The organism is Streptomyces sp. NPDC096012, assembly GCF_040426375.1.
Classification (GTDB): Bacteria; Actinomycetota; Actinomycetes; order Streptomycetales; family Streptomycetaceae; genus Streptomyces.
This window is the reverse complement of the sequence record NZ_JBEOTD010000075.1, coordinates 1-16,594: the sequence shown is the minus strand read 5'-3', so window position 1 is coordinate 16,594 and position 16,594 is coordinate 1. Positions and strand designations below refer to the sequence as shown.

General features: G+C 72.1%; 14 protein-coding genes. 10 read left to right on the top strand and 4 right to left on the bottom strand.

All coding sequences use genetic code 11. The features are described 5' to 3' along the window. Positions 1-196: 196 nt before the first annotated feature. Positions 197-1,339: a GGDEF domain-containing protein gene (locus tag ABVB68_RS36020; RefSeq protein ID WP_353605442.1), complete on the top strand. Its 1,143-nt coding sequence runs from the start codon at positions 197-199 to the stop codon at positions 1,337-1,339. 87 nt (positions 1,340-1,426) lie between these two features. Further along, positions 1,427-2,965 carry a histidine ammonia-lyase gene (gene hutH / locus ABVB68_RS36015; protein WP_353605443.1) on the top strand — a complete coding sequence of 513 codons (1,539 nt, stop codon included), beginning with the start codon at positions 1,427-1,429 and terminating at the stop codon, positions 2,963-2,965. 63 nt (positions 2,966-3,028) lie between these two features. Here the strand turns inward: hutH and ABVB68_RS36010 are convergent, their stop codons facing one another. Both ABVB68_RS36010 and ABVB68_RS36005 read right to left on the bottom strand, forming a co-directional pair. Next, positions 3,029-3,811 (bottom strand): hypothetical protein, encoded by a 783-nt coding sequence (locus ABVB68_RS36010; RefSeq protein ID WP_353605441.1) that lies wholly within the window; start codon positions 3,809-3,811, stop codon positions 3,029-3,031. A 42-nt stretch (positions 3,812-3,853) separates the two neighbouring features. After that, positions 3,854-4,192 carry a hypothetical protein gene (locus ABVB68_RS36005; RefSeq protein WP_353605440.1) on the bottom strand — a complete coding sequence of 113 codons (339 nt, stop codon included), beginning with the start codon at positions 4,190-4,192 and terminating at the stop codon, positions 3,854-3,856. A gap of 109 nt (positions 4,193-4,301) precedes the next feature. On the opposite strand from ABVB68_RS36005, the gene ABVB68_RS36000 reads away from it, so the two are divergent. The 3 genes from ABVB68_RS36000 to ABVB68_RS35990 all read left to right on the top strand — a co-directional run bounded on the left by ABVB68_RS36000 (position 4,302) and on the right by ABVB68_RS35990 (position 9,760). Continuing rightward, on the top strand, positions 4,302-4,643 hold the full coding sequence (locus tag ABVB68_RS36000; RefSeq protein WP_353605439.1) for a hypothetical protein: 342 nt from the start codon (positions 4,302-4,304) through the stop codon (positions 4,641-4,643). 219 nt (positions 4,644-4,862) lie between these two features. Further along, a complete protein-coding gene (locus tag ABVB68_RS35995; protein WP_353605438.1) occupies positions 4,863-6,110 on the top strand; it encodes a L,D-transpeptidase in 1,248 nt (415 codons plus the stop codon). A gap of 350 nt (positions 6,111-6,460) precedes the next feature. Continuing rightward, positions 6,461-9,760: a S8 family peptidase gene (locus ABVB68_RS35990; protein ID WP_353605437.1), complete on the top strand. Its 3,300-nt coding sequence runs from the start codon at positions 6,461-6,463 to the stop codon at positions 9,758-9,760. Positions 9,761-9,823: 63 nt separating this feature from the next. Here ABVB68_RS35990 and ABVB68_RS35985 read toward each other — a convergent pair whose 3' ends face one another. Beyond that, positions 9,824-10,732, bottom strand: a complete 909-nt coding sequence (locus ABVB68_RS35985) for a helix-turn-helix domain-containing protein (RefSeq protein ID WP_353605436.1) — start codon at positions 10,730-10,732, stop codon at positions 9,824-9,826. Positions 10,733-10,904: 172 nt separating this feature from the next. On the opposite strand from ABVB68_RS35985, the gene ABVB68_RS35980 reads away from it, so the two are divergent. Next, complete coding sequence (locus tag ABVB68_RS35980) at positions 10,905-11,948, top strand: NAD(P)-dependent alcohol dehydrogenase (RefSeq protein WP_353605435.1); 1,044 nt, start codon at positions 10,905-10,907, stop codon at positions 11,946-11,948. 295 nt (positions 11,949-12,243) lie between these two features. On the opposite strand, the gene ABVB68_RS35975 is transcribed toward ABVB68_RS35980, so the two are convergent. After that, on the bottom strand, positions 12,244-13,641 hold the full coding sequence (locus ABVB68_RS35975; RefSeq protein WP_353605434.1) for an MFS transporter: 1,398 nt from the start codon (positions 13,639-13,641) through the stop codon (positions 12,244-12,246). A 127-nt stretch (positions 13,642-13,768) separates the two neighbouring features. On the opposite strand from ABVB68_RS35975, the gene ABVB68_RS35970 reads away from it, so the two are divergent. The 4 genes from ABVB68_RS35970 (at position 13,769) to ABVB68_RS35955 (ending at position 16,492) form a co-directional block, all read left to right on the top strand. Then, complete coding sequence (locus ABVB68_RS35970; protein ID WP_353605433.1) at positions 13,769-14,296, top strand: winged helix-turn-helix transcriptional regulator; 528 nt, start codon at positions 13,769-13,771, stop codon at positions 14,294-14,296. Between the two features lie 60 nt (positions 14,297-14,356). After that, positions 14,357-14,683, top strand: coding sequence for a DUF6412 domain-containing protein (locus ABVB68_RS35965; RefSeq protein ID WP_353605432.1), 327 nt, complete (start codon positions 14,357-14,359; stop codon positions 14,681-14,683). Positions 14,684-14,780: 97 nt separating this feature from the next. Next, positions 14,781-15,506, top strand: coding sequence for a YidC/Oxa1 family membrane protein insertase (locus ABVB68_RS35960; RefSeq protein ID WP_353605431.1), 726 nt, complete (start codon positions 14,781-14,783; stop codon positions 15,504-15,506). Positions 15,507-15,634: 128 nt separating this feature from the next. After that, complete coding sequence (locus ABVB68_RS35955) at positions 15,635-16,492, top strand: fumarylacetoacetate hydrolase family protein (protein ID WP_353605430.1); 858 nt, start codon at positions 15,635-15,637, stop codon at positions 16,490-16,492. The last annotated feature ends 102 nt before the right edge of the window (positions 16,493-16,594 follow it).

Sequence of the window (16,594 nt, the reverse complement as noted above, 5' to 3'; positions counted from 1 at the left end):
GCATCAGCGTCCTGTTCGCCATGCTCCGCGACGGAACCTTCTACGAACCCAGAACCCCACGGCTTGCTTGACTAAAGACATAGAGGCACCCCCCCGGCGGCCCGCCCCGCCCCGGCGCCCTCGGCGGCCGTGAGCCGGGCCACCTGATCGCCGCACCGATGTCCCTAATCATCCCTTTTCTCCCTAGCCTGGAGTGATGGGTGACGACAAGCGGCTCGCTGCCGTCGTGGCGCTGGCGCAGGGGATGGCGGCGGCCCGCGCTCCGCGCGAGTCGTGGCAGGCGGCCGTGCTCGGCGCCTGCCGGGCGCTGGACGGCAGCTTCGCCGCACTGTCGGTGTGGGAGCGTGAGCTGGGCCGCCTGCGGGTGCTCGTCAACGTGGGGGAGCGCCGGCCGGACGAGGACGAGTTCCCGGAGGCCGAGACCTATCCGGTGCACCAGTTCCCGGAGATCACCGAGTTCCTGCACGAGCGGTGGGCCGGCGGCGGGGGCCCCAACGCCTGGGTGGAGACCGCCGAGGGCACGGCGGCCGGCGTCCCCGGCTACTTCCACCACCGGGTCGCCGCGCTGCGCCGCAGGGGCCGCGGCTGCTGCGTCGTCGCCCCCGTCGTGCTGCATGGCAGGGCCTGGGGCGAGCTGTACGTGGCCCGCGCCGTCGGGCAGCCCGTGTTCGGGCCGGGCGACGCCGAGTTCGCCACCGTGCTGGCCGCCGTGGTGGCCGCCGGCCTCGCGCAGACCGAACGGCTGGAGGAGGCCCGCCGGCTCGCGTTCACCGACGCCCTCACCGGACTCGCCAACCGCCGTGCCGTGGACGTGGGCCTGGAGGAGGCCGTGGAGCGGCACCGCGCCGAGGGCGTGGCCGTCAGCCTCGTCGTCTGTGACCTCAACGGGCTCAAGCGGGTCAACGACACCCTCGGGCACTCCGTCGGCGACCGTCTGCTGGAGCGCTTCGGTTCGGTGCTCTCGCTGTGCGGGGCCATGGTGCCGGGCGCTCTGGCGGCACGGCTCGGCGGGGACGAGTTCTGCCTGCTCGCGGTCGGCCCGTCCGCCGACGACGTGGTGAAGGCCGCGGACGAACTGTGCCGCAGGGCGGCGGAACTGGAGCTGGGGGAGGGGGTGGCCTGCGGGGTCGCCTCCACCGACGACCCGATCGGGCCGGTGGAGGACGCCCGGCGGCTGTTCCGGCTGGCGGACGCCGCGCAGTACACCGCCAAGGCGCTGCGCGCGGGCCGGCCGGTGGTGGCCGGCCGGGAGGGCCCGGACGACCCGGTCGTGCGGCTGGCCGACGAGGCGCCGCCCGCCCGCGCCGAACGCCGCCGCTTCCGCGGGCGCCGCCCATGAGGTGAAGACCACACGTACGGTAAGGGGCACCCCCGCGCACCACTAGTGACACCACTGCATTCAATGCGTACGCTCCTGAATATGGATATGCACACTGTGGTGGTGGGGACGTCCGGCGTCACGGCGTCCGACGTGCTCGCCGTGGCGCGCGGCGGTGCCCGCGTCGAGCTGTCGGCCGAGGCGGTGGCGGCCCTCGCGGCGGCCCGGGAGATCGTGGACGCGCTGGCGGCCAAGCCGGAGCCGGTCTACGGCGTCTCCACGGGCTTCGGGGCCCTGGCGACCCGGCACATCAGCCAGGAGCTCCGTGCCCAGCTGCAGCGCAACATCGTCCGCTCGCACGCCGCCGGCATGGGTCCGCGGGTGGAGCGGGAGGTCGTACGGGCGCTGATGTTCCTGCGCCTGAAGACCGTCTGCTCCGGGCACACCGGCGTACGGCCCGAGGTCGCGCAGACCATGGCCGACGTGCTGAACGCCGGGATCACCCCCGTCGTGCACGAGTACGGCTCCCTCGGCTGCTCCGGCGACCTGGCCCCGCTCTCCCACTGCGCCCTGACCCTCATGGGCGAGGGCGACGCGGAAGGCCCCGACGGGGTCGTCCGGCCCGCCGGCGAGCTGCTCGCCGAGCACGGGATACAGCCGGTCGAACTGCGCGAGAAGGAGGGCCTGGCCCTCCTGAACGGCACCGACGGCATGCTCGGCATGCTGGTCATGGCCCTCGCCGACCTCGACACCCTGTACAAGTCCGCCGACATCACCGCCGCCCTCAGCCTGGAGGCGCTGCTCGGCACGGACCGCGTGCTCGCCCCCGAGCTGCACGCCATCCGCCCGCACCCGGGTCAGGGCGCCTCCGCCGCCAACATGCTCGCCGTGCTGCAGGGGTCCCAGCTCACCGGGCACCACCAGGACGACGCGCCGCGCGTCCAGGACGCCTACTCGGTGCGCTGCGCCCCGCAGGTGGCCGGCGCCGGCCGCGACACCCTCGCGCACGCCCGTCTGGTCGCCGAGCGCGAGCTGGCCTCCGCCGTCGACAACCCGGTGGTGCTGCCCGACGGGCGGGTCGAGTCCAACGGCAACTTCCACGGCGCGCCCGTCGCCTACGTGCTGGACTTCCTCGCCATCGCCGCCGCCGACCTCGGCTCCATCGCCGAGCGCCGCACCGACCGGCTGCTCGACAAGAACCGCAGCCACGGCCTGCCGCCCTTCCTCGCCGACGACGCCGGTGTGGACTCGGGGCTGATGATCGCCCAGTACACGCAGGCCGCGCTGGTCAGCGAGATGAAGCGGCTCGCCGTACCGGCCTCCGCGGACTCCATCCCGTCCTCCGCCATGCAGGAGGACCACGTCTCCATGGGCTGGTCGGCGGCGCGCAAGCTGCGCACCGCCGTCGACAACCTCACCCGGATCATCGCCGTCGAGCTGTACGCGGCCACCCGCGCCGTCGAGCTGCGCGAGGGCCTCACCCCGGCGCCGGCCTCGCGGGCGGTCATCGAGGCCGTACGGGCCGCCGGTGTCCAGGGCCCCGGCCCCGACCGGTTCCTGGCGCCCGACCTGGCCGCCGCCGACGCCTTCGTACGCGCCGGGGAACTGGTCGCGGCGGTGGAGACGGTCACCGGTCCGCTGCGGTAGGGCGGCCGAGCGGCAGACGGGGCCCCGCCGTCCGGCGGGGCCCCGTCGCGGTCTGCCGCTACGTCACTTCAGCTTGGCCGACTGGGCCTTGACCACCGCGGCGGACACCGCGTACGGCTTCTTGGCCATCATCGCGCCGAGGTTGATCGTGTAGTACGACGCCAGGGTGTTCCCGTGCCGGACCACCTCGCCGTGCAAGGGAGCCTTCTCTCCGTCGCTCTCGGTGACGACCTCGAACGCCACCGACTCGTCCCCCGTGGCCGTCGGCCTCGACCGCGTGACCCGGGCGATCTTCGCCGTGGTGCCCGCCTGCTTGCCGCTGAAGCCGCCCGCGCAGGCCTTCACCGCGGAGGAGACGGCGTCGAGGGCCCGCTTCGCGCCGTCCCCGTCGTACGAGAACAGGCTGACCGAGGTGACGTCCCGGTCCATGGACTTGTTCACGGCGTCGGCGAACTTGCCGTCGGCCATGTCGTCCAGGGACGTGGCGTCGTCCGTGGGGTCCTTCGCCCGCTTCTCGGTGGCCATCCGGTCCGCCTGGGCCGCGGTCCCGGCCGGCGGCTGCATGGACAGGACGCGGGCCAGCGGCCGGCATTCGGCGCTGTCGGTGGTGAGCGGCTTGGTGCGGCCGGCGGGCACGGGCCCGACGTCGAACCCGGGCACGTCGCCGTCGGCGATGACCAGGCTCTTCAACTCGGCGGTGCCGAGGGCCTTCACGGCCGGCTTCCCGTCCGCCCCCCTACCGTCCCCGGAGTCCTTCGACCCCTCGGAACAGCCCGTGACAAGGGCGAGCGACAGCACGCTCACAGCCGCGCCGGCGCGCAGCCGCACGCCCGATGATCTCTTCATGTGCCGAACTATGTGGGCGTTGTCAAAGGTTCGTCAAGGAATTTAAAAGCCCAGGCGTTCGCGGCGCACCGAATACACCACGAATCCGGCGCCCACCCCGAGGAAGAGGGTGCCGGCCACGACGTACGGCGTGGTGTCCGGGCTTCCGGTGTCGGCGAGTTCGGTCCCGTCCGCCGTCCGCGGCGCGGACTCGGTGGTGTCCGCCGAGACCGCTCTGGCCTGCTGGGTGACGTGTGCCGTGGAGAATGCCGTGACGGACCTCGGTGCCGTCTCACCCGCGGCGGGGTCCTGCGACGCGTTCGCGGACGGGACGAACCACAGTGCGCAGAGCAGGGTGCCCGCGGCGGTGGCGGTCAGCAGCGGGCGGCGAGCGGATGACACGGAATATCGATCCCCTTGTGACGCTGGTGAATTGGCCGGGTGAGGTGATGTTAGTGAAAATCGCGGGTCACGGGAAAGTCACGGGAGGTTTCAGTCGTACGCTCCCGCCATGAGCACTGAAGAGACCTCACGTTTTGTACGACTTCGAGTGGAACTCGTCCTGGAGGTGGAGGACGAGGGCGAGCTGACCAAGGCGGCACTGCGCCGGCTCGCCGCCGATCACGACCTGCCGCAGGAGGAGCGGAACCAGGCCGAGGAGGCTGTGACGGAAGACACCGCGGAGGCCCTCGCCTACCTCGTGGACCCGTTCGACCTGGTCAGCGAGGTGCCCGGAGTGGAGCTGCAGCAGGCGTCCTGGTCCAGCGAACGCATCGAGTACGACCCTGATTCGCCCGACTGGGACCTGGACGAGGATGATGGGGCGGACGACGACGAGGGCGGCATCGGCTGAGCGTCCCGGGGCACTCTTGACCCCGGACGGCAACCGCCGTCCGGGGTTTCGTCGTCTCAGGGGGGCGCACGGACGACTTCCGCACCACCCGCCGCAGGCGGACGTGGTGTGCCTGACACATGCGAACCATGTGAAAAGGGACGAAGCGTTCGTAGCGTGGAGGGTTCGCCACGGGGATTCTCGGGGTTCGGCAATCGGCAAACGATGGAGAAGCGTGTGATGACGGACAGTAAGCGGCGCAGGGGCCTGGTGGTCGCGTCCGCACTGCTCGGTGGTGTGCTGGCACTCACGGGCTGTTCCGGCGGCGGCGGCGCGAAGGCGTCCGGCGGTGGCGACAACTCCCAGGCGCAGACGGACGAGGCGGCGGCCAAGAAGTCGTCCGAGGCACAGATCACGATCACGCCCAAGGACGGCTCCGACAACGCCTCCATCAACAACTCGGCCTCCGTCCGGGTCGCCAAGGGCACCCTCACCGACGTGTCCATGACCACGACCGACGGCAAGGCCGTGGCCGGCGCGCTGTCCGCCGACAAGACCAGCTGGAAGCCCAGCGTCCAGCTCGACCGGTCGACCACCTACAAGCTCTCCGCGGAGGCCAAGGACGCCGACGGCCGGGTCGCCCACGAGAACGCGTCCTTCACGACGGTCTCGCCGGCCAACAGCTTCATAGGCAACTTCACGCCGGACAACGGGTCCACCGTCGGCGTGGGCATGCCGGTGTCGATCAACTTCGACAAGGCGATCACCAACAAGGCCGCCGTGCAGAAGGGCATCACGGTCACCTCCACCAGCGGTCAGGAGGTCGTCGGGCACTGGTTCAACGCCAACCGCATCGACTTCCGTCCGGAGACGTACTGGAAGGCGAACTCCACCGTCACGCTGAGGCTGGCCCTCGACGGCGTCCAGGGCGCGAACGGCGTCTACGGCGTGCAGCAGAAGACGGTCACCTTCCACATCGGCCGCAACCAGATCTCCTACGTCGACGCGAAGACCAAGCAGATGAAGGTCACGCAGGACGGTCAGGTCGTCAAGTCCATCCCGATCTCCGCGGGTTCACCGGAGCACAAGACGTACCAGGGCATCATGGTGATGTCCGAGAAGTTCAAGCAGACGCGCATGAACGGCGCGACCGTGGGCTTCACCGACGACGACGGCAAGGGCGAGTACGACATCAAGGACGTGCCGCACGCCATCCGCCTCACCAGTTCCGGCACCTTCCTGCACGGCAACTACTGGGGCGCGAAGTCCATCTTCGGCAACGTCAACACCAGCCACGGCTGCGTGGGCCTGCCCGACGCCAAGGGCGCCGGCGACCCGAACACGCCGGCCGCCTGGGTGTACGAGCACTCCCTGATCGGGGACGTCGTGGTCATCAAGAACACCGGTGACAAGACCGTCTCCCCGGACAACGGCCTCAACGGCTGGAACCTGGACTGGGCCCAGTGGAAGGCGGGTTCGGCCGTCTGACGCCGTCCCCCCGCACAGCCCTCGATGCCGCCCCCCCAGGGGGCGGCATCGGTGTTCTCCGGCCCGGTGCCGGACCGGGCCGCCGCCTTCCCGCCCTCCCCCTGGATCGCTCGTCCCCCGTAACACGCTTCAAACCCCGGGAAGTTCGCGGCCGCGTAACGGGGTTCCGGAGACCGCGTAACAGTTTCCCGGCGTGCCTCCCCGCCCTCTCTGCTCTCTTGAGCCGTCCGATCGCCCCCCGGCATACTGCGTGATCCCGGGGGCGCGCATATGTACGAGGCTCCCCCCGGCCGGGTGAACGGGGAATTCACCCGGTACCTCTTCTCCAGGGGGAGAACTTGCGCAGACAAGTGAAGAGAGCAGCAGCGGCCGGTGTGGCGACGGCCGCGGCCGTCGCCCTCGCAGCGGGAATGACCAGCCCGGCGTCGGCGAGACCAGCACACGCCCCGGCCGCTGCATCCGCCCTCACCGGCGGGCACCACGTCACCCTCATCACCGGTGACCGTGTCGCCCTCGACGCCAAGGGCCGCGTCGTCGGCCTGGAGCGGGCCAAGGGGCGCGCACACATACCCTTCCAGGTCCGCAGGGCCGCCGGACACACGCTGGTCGTCCCGGCCGACGCGGCCCGCCTGGTCGCCTCCGGCAAGCTCGACCGGCGCCTGTTCGACATCACCGAGCTGGACAAGGCCGCCACCCGCAAGGCGCAGCGCAACGGCCTGAAGGTCATCGTCGGCTACCGCGGCACCGCCGCCACCGCCAAGACCCGGGTCCGGGACGCGGGCACCCTGCGCCGCAGCCTGACGGCGCTCGACGCGGACGCCGTGCAGACCCCCGTCGAGGACACCGCGCGGCTGTGGGACGCGGTCACGGACGACGGCGGGACCGCCACCGGTATCGCGCACGTCTGGCTCGACGGGGTCCGCAAGGCCTCCCTCGACAAGTCCGTGCCGCAGATCGGCGCCCCGACCGCCTGGAAGGCCGGCTACACCGGCAAGGGCGTGAAGGTCGCCGTCCTGGACACCGGCGTGGACACGCGCCACCCGGACCTCAAGGACCAGGTGGTCGAGTCCAGGAACTTCACCGCCGCCGCCGACGCCACCGACCACTTCGGGCACGGCACCCACGTCGCCTCCATCGTGGCCGGCACCGGCGCCGGGTCGGGCGGCAAGTACAAGGGCGTCGCCCCCGACGCCAGGATCCTCAACGGCAAGGTGCTGGACGACACCGGCTCGGGTGACGACTCCGGAATCCTCGCCGGCATGGAGTGGGCGGTCGCGCAGGGCGCCTCCGTCATCAATCTGAGCCTCGGCGGCTACGACACCCCCGAGACCGACCCGCTCGAGGCCGAGGTCGACAAGCTCTCCGCCGAGAAGGGCGTCCTGTTCGCGATCGCCGCGGGCAACGACGGCCCCCAGTCGATCGGTTCGCCGGGCAGCGCGGACGCCGCGCTCACCGTCGGCGCCGTCGACAAGAAGGACAAGCTGGCGGACTTCTCCTCCACCGGACCGCGCACCGGCGACGGCGCCGTCAAGCCGGACGTCACCGCGCCCGGCGTGGACATCACCGCCGCCGCGGCCAAGGGCAGCGTCATCGACCAGGAGGTCGGCGAGAAGCCCGAGGGCTACCTGACCATCTCCGGCACCTCGATGGCCACCCCGCACGTCGCGGGCGCCGCCGCGATCCTGAAGCAGGAGCACCCCGACTGGGGCTACGCCCAGCTCAAGGCCGCCCTGACCGGTTCCGCCAAGGACGGCAAGTACACCCCGTTCCAGCAGGGGGCGGGCCGGATCCAGGTCGACAAGGCCATCAAGCAGTCGGTCGTCGCCGACCCGGTGTCGCTGAACTTCGGGGTCCAGCAGTGGCCCCACACCGACGACAAGCCGGTCACCCGGAAGCTGACCTACCGCAACCTCGGCGACCAGGACGCCACCCTCGCCCTGGCCGTCACCGGCACCGACCCCAAGGGCAAGGCGGCCCCCTCGGGCTTCTTCAGGCTCGGCGCGGCGAAGCTGACCGTCCCGGCGCACGGCACGGCCTCGGCCGACCTCACCGCCGACACCAGGCTCGGCGGCACGCTGGACGGCGCCTACTCGGCGTACGTGACGGCGACGGGCGCCGGCCAGAGCGTCCGCACGGCCGCCGCGGTCCAGCGCGAGGTGGAGTCGTACGACGTCACGCTGAAGTTCACCGGCCGTGACGGCAGGCCGGCCCCGTACTACGCGGCCGACCTGAGCGGGGTGGGCGGCCTGGCCGCGGGCGTCTCGATGACCCCGTACGACAAGTCCGGCACGGTGAAGGTGCGCGCGCCGAAGGGCACGTACATCCTCAACACCGCCACCTACGTCGACCCCGAGGACGGCACCAAGGGCATCGACTGGATCGTCCAGCCGAAGCTGACCGTCGCGGGGAAGCAGACGATCACCGTCGACGCGCGCAAGGCCAGGCCGGTGGACATCACCGTGCCCGCCTCGGGCCTGACATCGCAGTTCGCCGCGCCGGGGTACGACCTCACGGTCGGCGGCGGCCAGTACGGCTACGGCTGGTTCCTGGACTCGTACAAGAACTTCCGCACCGCCCACCTGGGTCCGGCGCTGCCCGCCGGGACGCTGCGCCAGCAGTGGGACGCCCACTGGAGCAAGGGCGCGGCCGAGGAGTACGACGTCACCTCGGGCGGCCAGGTCGAGCGGCTCGCCACCGGTTACACCAAGCACTACAAGGCGGGCGACCTGACCACGGTCAAGGCCCGGCTCGGTGCCGCCGCGAGCGGCAAGACCGGTTCGATCACCGCCGTCGGCTGGCTGCCCGGCAGCTCCGGGGCCGCCTCCGTCAGCCTCCAGCAGAAGCTGCCCGGCACCCGCACCCTGCACCTGTCCGCGCAGGGCGGTGTGACCTGGCAGCTGGAGTTCGAGCAGACCGGCGGCCTGGACCGGGACGGGTTCTCGGTCACCGACGCCGCCTACTCGCTGGGCCGGTTCACCTTCAAGGCCGGCAAGACCTACACGAAGACGGTCAACACCGCGGTCTTCGGCCCGCACCTCTCCGGGGACTTCGGCCTGTTCCGCTCGGGCAACGAGATCTCCGGCTCGCTGCCGCTGTTCGCCGACTCGGCCAGGCACGCCGGGTACTCGGACTTCACCTCGGCGGTCACGACCCTGTACCGCAACGGCACCAAGGTCGGCACCAACGACGACCCGCTGTTCGGCGGCAAGACCTTCAAGGTCCCCGCCGGTGACGCGGCCTACCGGCTGAGCACCTCCGTCAAGCGCTCGGCCAAGGTCGCTGCGGCGTCCTCGCGGATCGACGCGACCTGGACGTTCCGGTCGAAGAAGGTGTCGGCCGACCTCATCCGGCTGCCGGCCTCCGTCGCCCACTTCGGTGCCGCGACCGGCCTGGACAGCCGGGTCGCCGCCGGCCGGAAGGCCACCTTCCCGGTCAGCGTCGAGGGTGCGGCCGCGGGCGGCAACCTGAAGTCCCTCGCCGTGTACGTCTCCTACGACGGCAAGACCTTCAGGAAGGTCGACGTCCGCAGCGGCAGGATCACCGTGAAGAACCCCGCGAAGGGCAAGTCCGTCTCCTTCCGGGCCAAGATCACCGACAAGAAGGACAACACGTCGCAGATCACGATCTACGACGCCTACTTCGGCAAGTGATCCGCGGCACCACCTGACGAGGGGCACACCGCGACGGCCCGCGGTGTGCCCCTCACCGTGTCGTCACCGCGTCGTCGCGTGTGCCGCGTCCGCCCCCCAGCTGGCCAGCAGACGCAGCGACTCGGCGGACGGGGAGCCCGGTTCGGCGTGGTAGGTGAGCAGGGACTGGTCCGTGTCGTCCGTCAGCCGGAACGACTCGAAGTTCAAGGTCAGCTCGCCCACCAGGGGGTGGTGCAGCAGCTTGACGCCGTGGCTCTTCTCCTTGACGTCATGGGTGGCCCACAGGCGGCCGAACTCCCCGCTCTTCACGGACAGCTCACCCACCAGCGCGGACAGCCGCGGATCGTCCGGATAGCAGCCCGCGTCCATGCGCAGGGCGCAGACGATGTCGATCGCCTTCTGCTCCCAGTCGACGAACAGTTCGCGGTAGGCGGGGCGCAGGAACACCAGGCGGGCCCAGTTGCGCTCGGCGGCCGGCAGCTCCGCCCAGTCGCCGAAGACGGCCGCCGCCATGCGGTTCCAGGCGAGGATCTCGGCACGGCGGCCCACGATGTACGCCGGTACGCCGTCCATCGTGTCCAGCAACCGGTGCAGGGAGGAGCGCACCTGCTGCTGTCGCGCCACCGGCTTCTTCTTGTGCGCCTTCGGCTTGGCCAGGTGGGTGAGGTGGGCGTGCTCGGCGTCCGTCAGCCGCAGGGCACGGGCGATCGAGCCCAGCACCTCAGTCGAGACGTTGCGGCCGTTGCCCTGTTCCAGGCGGGTGTAGTACGCCACCGACACCCCGGCCAGCTGCGCCAGCTCCTCGCGGCGCAGGCCCGGCACCCGGCGGTGCCGCCCGAAGTCGGGCAGGCCCACGTCCTGCGGCTTCAGCCGGGCCCGCCGGCTGCGCAGGAACTCGCTCAGCTCGGCGCGCCGGTCCAGGGGCCGGCCGGCGGCGGCCGTCGCCGGCGGCTGTTCGTCCCTGCTCTCCATACGTCCCAGTATTCATGGTCGTACGCACAGGAGCCTGATCCTGCCGGTGGTAGGCACAGCAGTCGTACGCAAAGTGGTGGGCTGGGCGGCGATCGCGGGAAGCCGCAGCCTGGAAGACGTTCCCGGCCGGACGGCGGCCGGAAGCGAATCCTTCTGCTAGGAGATTCCGGGCATGACCACTGTTGCTGCTTACGCCGCGCCCGCACCGAAGGCTCCGCTGGAGCGGACCACCATCGAGCGGCGCGCGGTCGGCGAACACGACGTCCTGATCGACATCAAGTTCGCCGGTATCTGCCATTCCGACATCCACCAGGTCCAGGACGGCTGGCGTCCCGGCACCTTCCCGATGGTCCCCGGCCACGAGATCGCCGGCGTCGTCTCGGAGGTCGGCTCCGGTGTGACGCGGTTCGCCGTCGGTGACCGGGTGGGCGTCGGCTGCATGGTCGACTCCTGCCGCGAGTGCGACAACTGCCGGGCCGGCCTCGAGCAGTACTGCCTCAAGGGCGGACCCACCTGGACCTACAACGACACCGGCAAGGACGGCGAGCCCACCTACGGCGGCTACTCCGAGAAGGTCGTCGTCGACGAGAACTACGTCGTGCGCGTTCCCGAGGGACTGGCGCTGGACGAGGCCGCGCCGCTGCTGTGCGCGGGCATCACGACCTACTCGCCGCTGCGGCACTGGGGCGCCGGCCCCGGCAAGAAGGTCGCCGTCGTCGGCCTGGGCGGACTCGGCCACATGGGCGTCAAGATCGCGCACGCGATGGGTGCCGAGGTCACCGTCCTGTCGCAGTCCCTGCGCAAGAAGGACGACGGCCTGCGGCTGGGTGCCGACCACTACTACGCCACCGGCGACCCGGACACCTTCGAGGAGCTGGCGGGCACCTTCGACATCATCCTCAACACGGTGTCCGCGCCGCTGGACTTCGCCGCGTACCTGTCGCTGCTGCGCACCGACGGCACGATGGTGAACGTCGGCCTGCCGGAGGAGCCGGTGCAGATCGTCCTGCAGTCGCTGTTCGGGCACCGGCGCAGCATCAGCAGCTCCGGGATCGGCGGGATCGCCGAGACCCAGGAGATGCTGGACTTCTGCGCGGAGCACGGTCTGGGCGCGGAGATCGAGGTGATCGGCGCCGAGCGGATCAACGAGGCGTACGAGCGGGTGCAGGCCAGTGACGTGCGCTACCGGTTCGTGATCGACACGGCCACGATCTGAGGGAGCCGGCAGTCGGGGGCCGCGGCCGATGGCCGGGGGCGCCGTCGGGGTGCGGGGCGGTTGCCGGGTGCGGGTGGTCCGTGGCCGGTCGCGCCGTTCCCCGCGCCCCTTCGGGGGCGCCCCCCCTGGGCGTGGTCGGTGGGGTGCGGGTGGTCCGTGGCTGGTCGCGCCGTTCCCCGCGCCCCTTTGGGGGCGCCTCCCTGGGCGTGGTCGGTGGGGTGCGGGTGGTGGGTGGCTGGTGGCGCTGTTCCCCGCGCTCCTTCGGGGGGCGTCCCCGGGGTCTGGCAGGGCGGGGTCAGGTGGTGGGGCGGTCGCGTAGGAGCAGTACGCTCGCCGCTCCCGTCGTCGCCAGGATCGCCGAGGCCGCGAGGGCGAGGTTCGCGCCGTCGGCGAGGGTGTCGGAGGACGTGGCCAGGGCGATGGTGAGGGCGACGCCGGCGCAGGAGCCGATGTAGCGGAAGGTCTGCTGGGCGCCCGAGCCCATGGCGGCCCGCTCCCGGGGGACCGACTCGACGGCGAGCAGCGGCAGGGCCCCGTTCAGCAGGCCGCTGCCCAGTCCTCCGACGATCAGGCCGGGCAGCAGCCGGGTCCAGGAGCCGGAGCCGATCGCGCCGAGCATCGTCACCACGGCGATCGTGTGCAGGGCGAAGCCGAGACCGAGCTGGACGCGCGGGGAGACCCGGCCGGCCAGGTGCTTGACCTGCAGGGCCACCGCGAAGCTCAGCCCCGACCAGAGCAGGAACAGCCATGCCGTGACCAGGGGTGAGAGCCGCATCGCCTGCTGCAGCAGGGCAGGCAGGAAGCTGAACATGCCGATCACCGCGAGGCCCGTGAACAGGCCGCCGGCCGAGGACGCCAGGAAGCGGGTGCGGCGCAGCAGGCCGAGGTCGATCATCGGGGTGGCCGCCCGGCGTTCCACCACCACGAACACGGCGACCAGGAGCACGGCCGCCACGAGCAGCAGGCCCACCGGCGCCCGCAGCCAGCCGTCCCGGCCCAGCGTCAGGGCCGCTATCAGGGCCACCAGGGCGAGGCCGAAGGTCAGTGCGCCGACCACGTCCGGCCGGCCGCCGCGCGGGGCGCGGGACTCCGTCAGCGCCCGGCTGCCGAACGCGGCCACGAGGAGCGCGGCGGCGCCCAGGACGCCGTAGGCCACCCGCCAGTTCGGCAGCGCGCCGGCGACCAGCGGGCCGACCGCGATACCGCCGCTGACGAACGCGCCCCACACCCCGGTGGCGTGCAGCCGGCCGCGCGGGCTGGGAAAGGCGTGCACGATCAGGCCCAGGCTGCTGGCCAGGATCGCCGCGCTCGCGGCGCCCTGGGCGGCGCGGGCGAGGGTGAACTGCCAGGTGTTCGTGGTGAGGGCGCCGAGGGCGGTGGTCAGGCCCAGAGCCAGGGTGCCGGCGAGGAAGATCCGGCGGCGGCCGTAGTCGTCGGCGAGACTGCCGGCCACCAGAAGCAGTGCGGCGAGGCCCAGCGGGGTGCCGTTCAGCAGCCACGCCTGGGCGGAGAGCGGGGTGTGCAGCGCGCTCGCCGTATCCGGCAGGGTGACCATCGGGGCCGTGTACGTCATCAGGGTCACGGCGGTCGCCGCGCTGGTCAGGGTGAGGGTGGCCCGGGGGTGCCGGGGGGTGTCGCGGGCGGTGCCGGTTCTCGCGGCGGCGGGGGCGGTGAGGGAGCGGAGCCCGGTCATGGCCAGTCCTGTCCTTCCGGGGCCTTCGGCTTACGGTTCGTTCATTGAACCTACCGGTCGGCGTCACCGTACACCCCTCGGTTCGGTCATTGAACCAAGACGTCGGAAAGTGGCTACAGTGGAGGGCATGGCACTGGGCAAGGACTACGCGACACAGGACTGCTCGATCGCCCGCGCGCTCGAGATCGTCGGCGAGCGCTGGACGCTGCTCGTCGTCCGGGACGCGCTGTACGGCGTCCGCCGGTACAACGACTTCCTGGTCCACCTCGGCATCCCCCGCGCCGTCCTGGCCGCCCGGCTGCAGACCCTGACCGCCGAGGGCATCCTCGACAGACGCCGCTACCAGCAGTCCCCGCCCCGCGACGAGTACGTCCCCACCGAGCGCGCCCTCGCCCTGTGGCCCACCCTGCGGGCCCTCGGTCTGTGGGGACGCGAGCACTTCGGCGAGGTGCGGCTGCGCTACTTCCGGCACGCGGACTGCGGCACGGAACTCGGCTCGTACGGCGAGTGCCCCGCCTGCCGTGTCGTCGTACCCGTCGCGGACGTGCTCATGGAGCCGGGCCCGGGACTGGACCGCGATCCGGCGGACCCGGTCAGCCGGGCACTCCTGCGGCCGAGGCGCCTACTGGAGCCCCTGGAGACCGGCTCGGCCTGAACGCCGGTCGGGTATAAAGGTCGAACAGACGCTGGGCAGTCGACAGGGGGAGGGAAGCCGGTGATCCGCAGGCTCGCCAGTTCCCGTCGCCTCGCGCCGCTCCTCCCGCTCCTCCCGGTCTTCCTGCTCCTTCCGGTGTTCCTGCTCGACACCGGCATGCTCTCGACCGCCGTGGCGCTCGCCGCGACCACCGCGGCCGCCGCCGCACTCCTCGCCTGCGCCCTGCTGGCCTCGCGGTCGGCACCCCCGGTGCCGCCCACCCGGGTGCGCACCGCGCTGCGTGACCGGGCCCGGCGTACCGCCTTCCTGCCGCAGCGCGATCCCGACGGGCCCGGCCGGCGGCGGCCGCGGGCGCCCGGGCGGGCCCTTCCGGCGGCCGCCGCGTAGGGCACGTCACCCCGTACACAGCACGTGACCTCGCGTGGGTCGTCATGCCGATCCCTGTTCGCATCCGGCACGACGAGACCCCCCGGAGGGCTCACCCATGTCCGTCTTCGCTGTCTTCGCCCGCCTGGTCGAGCAACTCGCCGACCTGCTGACCCCCCTCTTCCACGGCTCTGCGACCGCCGCCGCGATCGTCCTTTTCACCGCGCTGGTACGGCTCCTGCTCCACCCCTTGTCCCGCGCCGCCGCCCGCGGCCAGCAGGCCCGCACCGCACTCCGACCGAGGATCGCCGCGCTGCGCGCGCGGTACACCGGCGAACCCGAGCGGCTGCGCCGGGCGGTCCTCGAACTGCATGCCGAGGAAAGGGTCTCGCCGCTGTCCGGCATCCTGCCCGGCCTGCTGCAACTGCCTGCCTTCTTCCTGCTCTACCACCTCTTCTCCAGCTCCACGGTCGGCGGCACCGGCAACGCGCTGCTCGGCCACCGGCTGCTGGCCGCGCCGCTCGGCGGCCGGTGGGCCGACGCCCTCGCCGGCGGTGGGGTGTTCGGACCGGCCGGGCTCGTCCACCTCGGGCTCTTCGCCGTCGTCGCGGCCGTCGCCGCCTTCAACTACCGGCGGGCCAAGGCGCAGATGGCACAGAGCCCGATCAGCGCCGAGGCGGCCGAGGCGGAGCGGCTGCCGGGCCTCGGCACGGTCAACCGGGTCATGCCGTTCCTGTCCTTCCTCACGCTCGTGTCCGTCGCCGTCGTACCGCTCGCCGCGGCGCTGTACATCGTCACCAGCACGACCTGGAGCGCGGTGGAGCGGGCCGCCCTGTACCGCTGACCGGCGGGGTCACGGTCCAGTAGGTGAACAGGGTCTTGCGGAGTGGACAGGGGAATTGGAGGATCGGCCAGTCCTTTCGACGGCTGCACCCGTCGGCTGGGCGCCCGCGACCGAGGGAGATGGTGACCATGAAGCTGCTGCGAGTCGGCACGGCGGGGGCGGAGCGGCCCGCGCTGCTCGACGCCGAGGGGACCCTGCGCGACCTGTCCGGCCTCGTGGACGACGTCGACGGCGCGCTCCTCGCGGACGGCGCGGCGCTCGCCCGGGTGCGCGCGGCCGCCGAGGCCGGCGGGCTGCCCGCGCTGGACGCGGACGGCCTGCGGATCGGGCCGCCGGTCGGCCGCATCGGCAAGATCGTGTGCATCGGGCTCAACTACCACGACCACGCCCGCGAGACGGGCGCGGAGCCGCCCACCGAGCCGGTCGTCTTCCTCAAGGCCCCGGACACGGTCGTCGGGCCGAACGACACCGTGCTGGTGCCGCGCGGCTCGGCGAAGACCGACTGGGAGGTCGAACTCGCCGTCGTCATCGGGCGTACGGCCCGCTACCTGGACTCGCCCGAGGAGGGGCTCGCGCACGTCGCCGGGTACGCCGTCGCGCACGACGTCTCCGAGCGGGAGTTCCAGATGGAGCGGGGCGGGACCTGGGACAAGGGCAAGAACTGCGAGACGTTCAACCCGCTGGGGCCGTGGCTGGTGACGGCCGACGAGGTACCGGACCCGCAGGCGCTCTCCCTGAAGCTGTGGGTCAACGGGGAGCTGAAGCAGGACGGGTCGACGGCGGAGCAGATCTTCCCCGTGGGCGAAGTGGTGCGCTACGTCAGCCGGTTCATGACCCTCTACCCCGGAGACGTCATCAGCACGGGGACGCCGGCGGGCGTGGCCATGGGGCGGCCCGAGCCGAAGCCGTACCTGCGGGCCGGCGACGTGGTGGAGCTGGAGATCACCGGACTCGGCCGGCAGCGGCAGGAGCTGAAGGACGCCTGACCCGGGGCGGGGGCCGCGCGGGCGGCCGAGCGGCCCCCGCGCGGTTCCGTGCCCGACGGCGCGGCTTCGTGCCCGACGGCGCGGCTTCGTGCCCGACGGCGC

Bases quoted from the DNA above. Each gene is read 5' to 3' on its own strand.
- ABVB68_RS35980 (WP_353605435.1), top strand. From the start codon at position 10,905: ATGACCACTGTTGCTGCTTACGCCGCGCCCGCACCGAAGGCTCCGCTG.
- hutH (WP_353605443.1), top strand. From the start codon at position 1,427: ATGCACACTGTGGTGGTGGGGACGTCCGGCGTCACGGCGTCCGACGTG.
- ABVB68_RS35975 (WP_353605434.1), bottom strand. From the start codon at position 13,641: ATGACCGGGCTCCGCTCCCTCACCGCCCCCGCCGCCGCGAGAACCGGC.
- ABVB68_RS36020 (WP_353605442.1), top strand. From the start codon at position 197: ATGGGTGACGACAAGCGGCTCGCTGCCGTCGTGGCGCTGGCGCAGGGG.
- ABVB68_RS35970 (WP_353605433.1), top strand. From the start codon at position 13,769: ATGGCACTGGGCAAGGACTACGCGACACAGGACTGCTCGATCGCCCGC.
- ABVB68_RS36000 (WP_353605439.1), top strand. From the start codon at position 4,302: ATGAGCACTGAAGAGACCTCACGTTTTGTACGACTTCGAGTGGAACTC.
- ABVB68_RS35960 (WP_353605431.1), top strand. From the start codon at position 14,781: ATGTCCGTCTTCGCTGTCTTCGCCCGCCTGGTCGAGCAACTCGCCGAC.
- ABVB68_RS35955 (WP_353605430.1), top strand. From the start codon at position 15,635: ATGAAGCTGCTGCGAGTCGGCACGGCGGGGGCGGAGCGGCCCGCGCTG.
- ABVB68_RS35995 (WP_353605438.1), top strand. From the start codon at position 4,863: ATGACGGACAGTAAGCGGCGCAGGGGCCTGGTGGTCGCGTCCGCACTG.
- ABVB68_RS35985 (WP_353605436.1), bottom strand. From the start codon at position 10,732: ATGGAGAGCAGGGACGAACAGCCGCCGGCGACGGCCGCCGCCGGCCGG.
- ABVB68_RS36010 (WP_353605441.1), bottom strand. From the start codon at position 3,811: ATGAAGAGATCATCGGGCGTGCGGCTGCGCGCCGGCGCGGCTGTGAGC.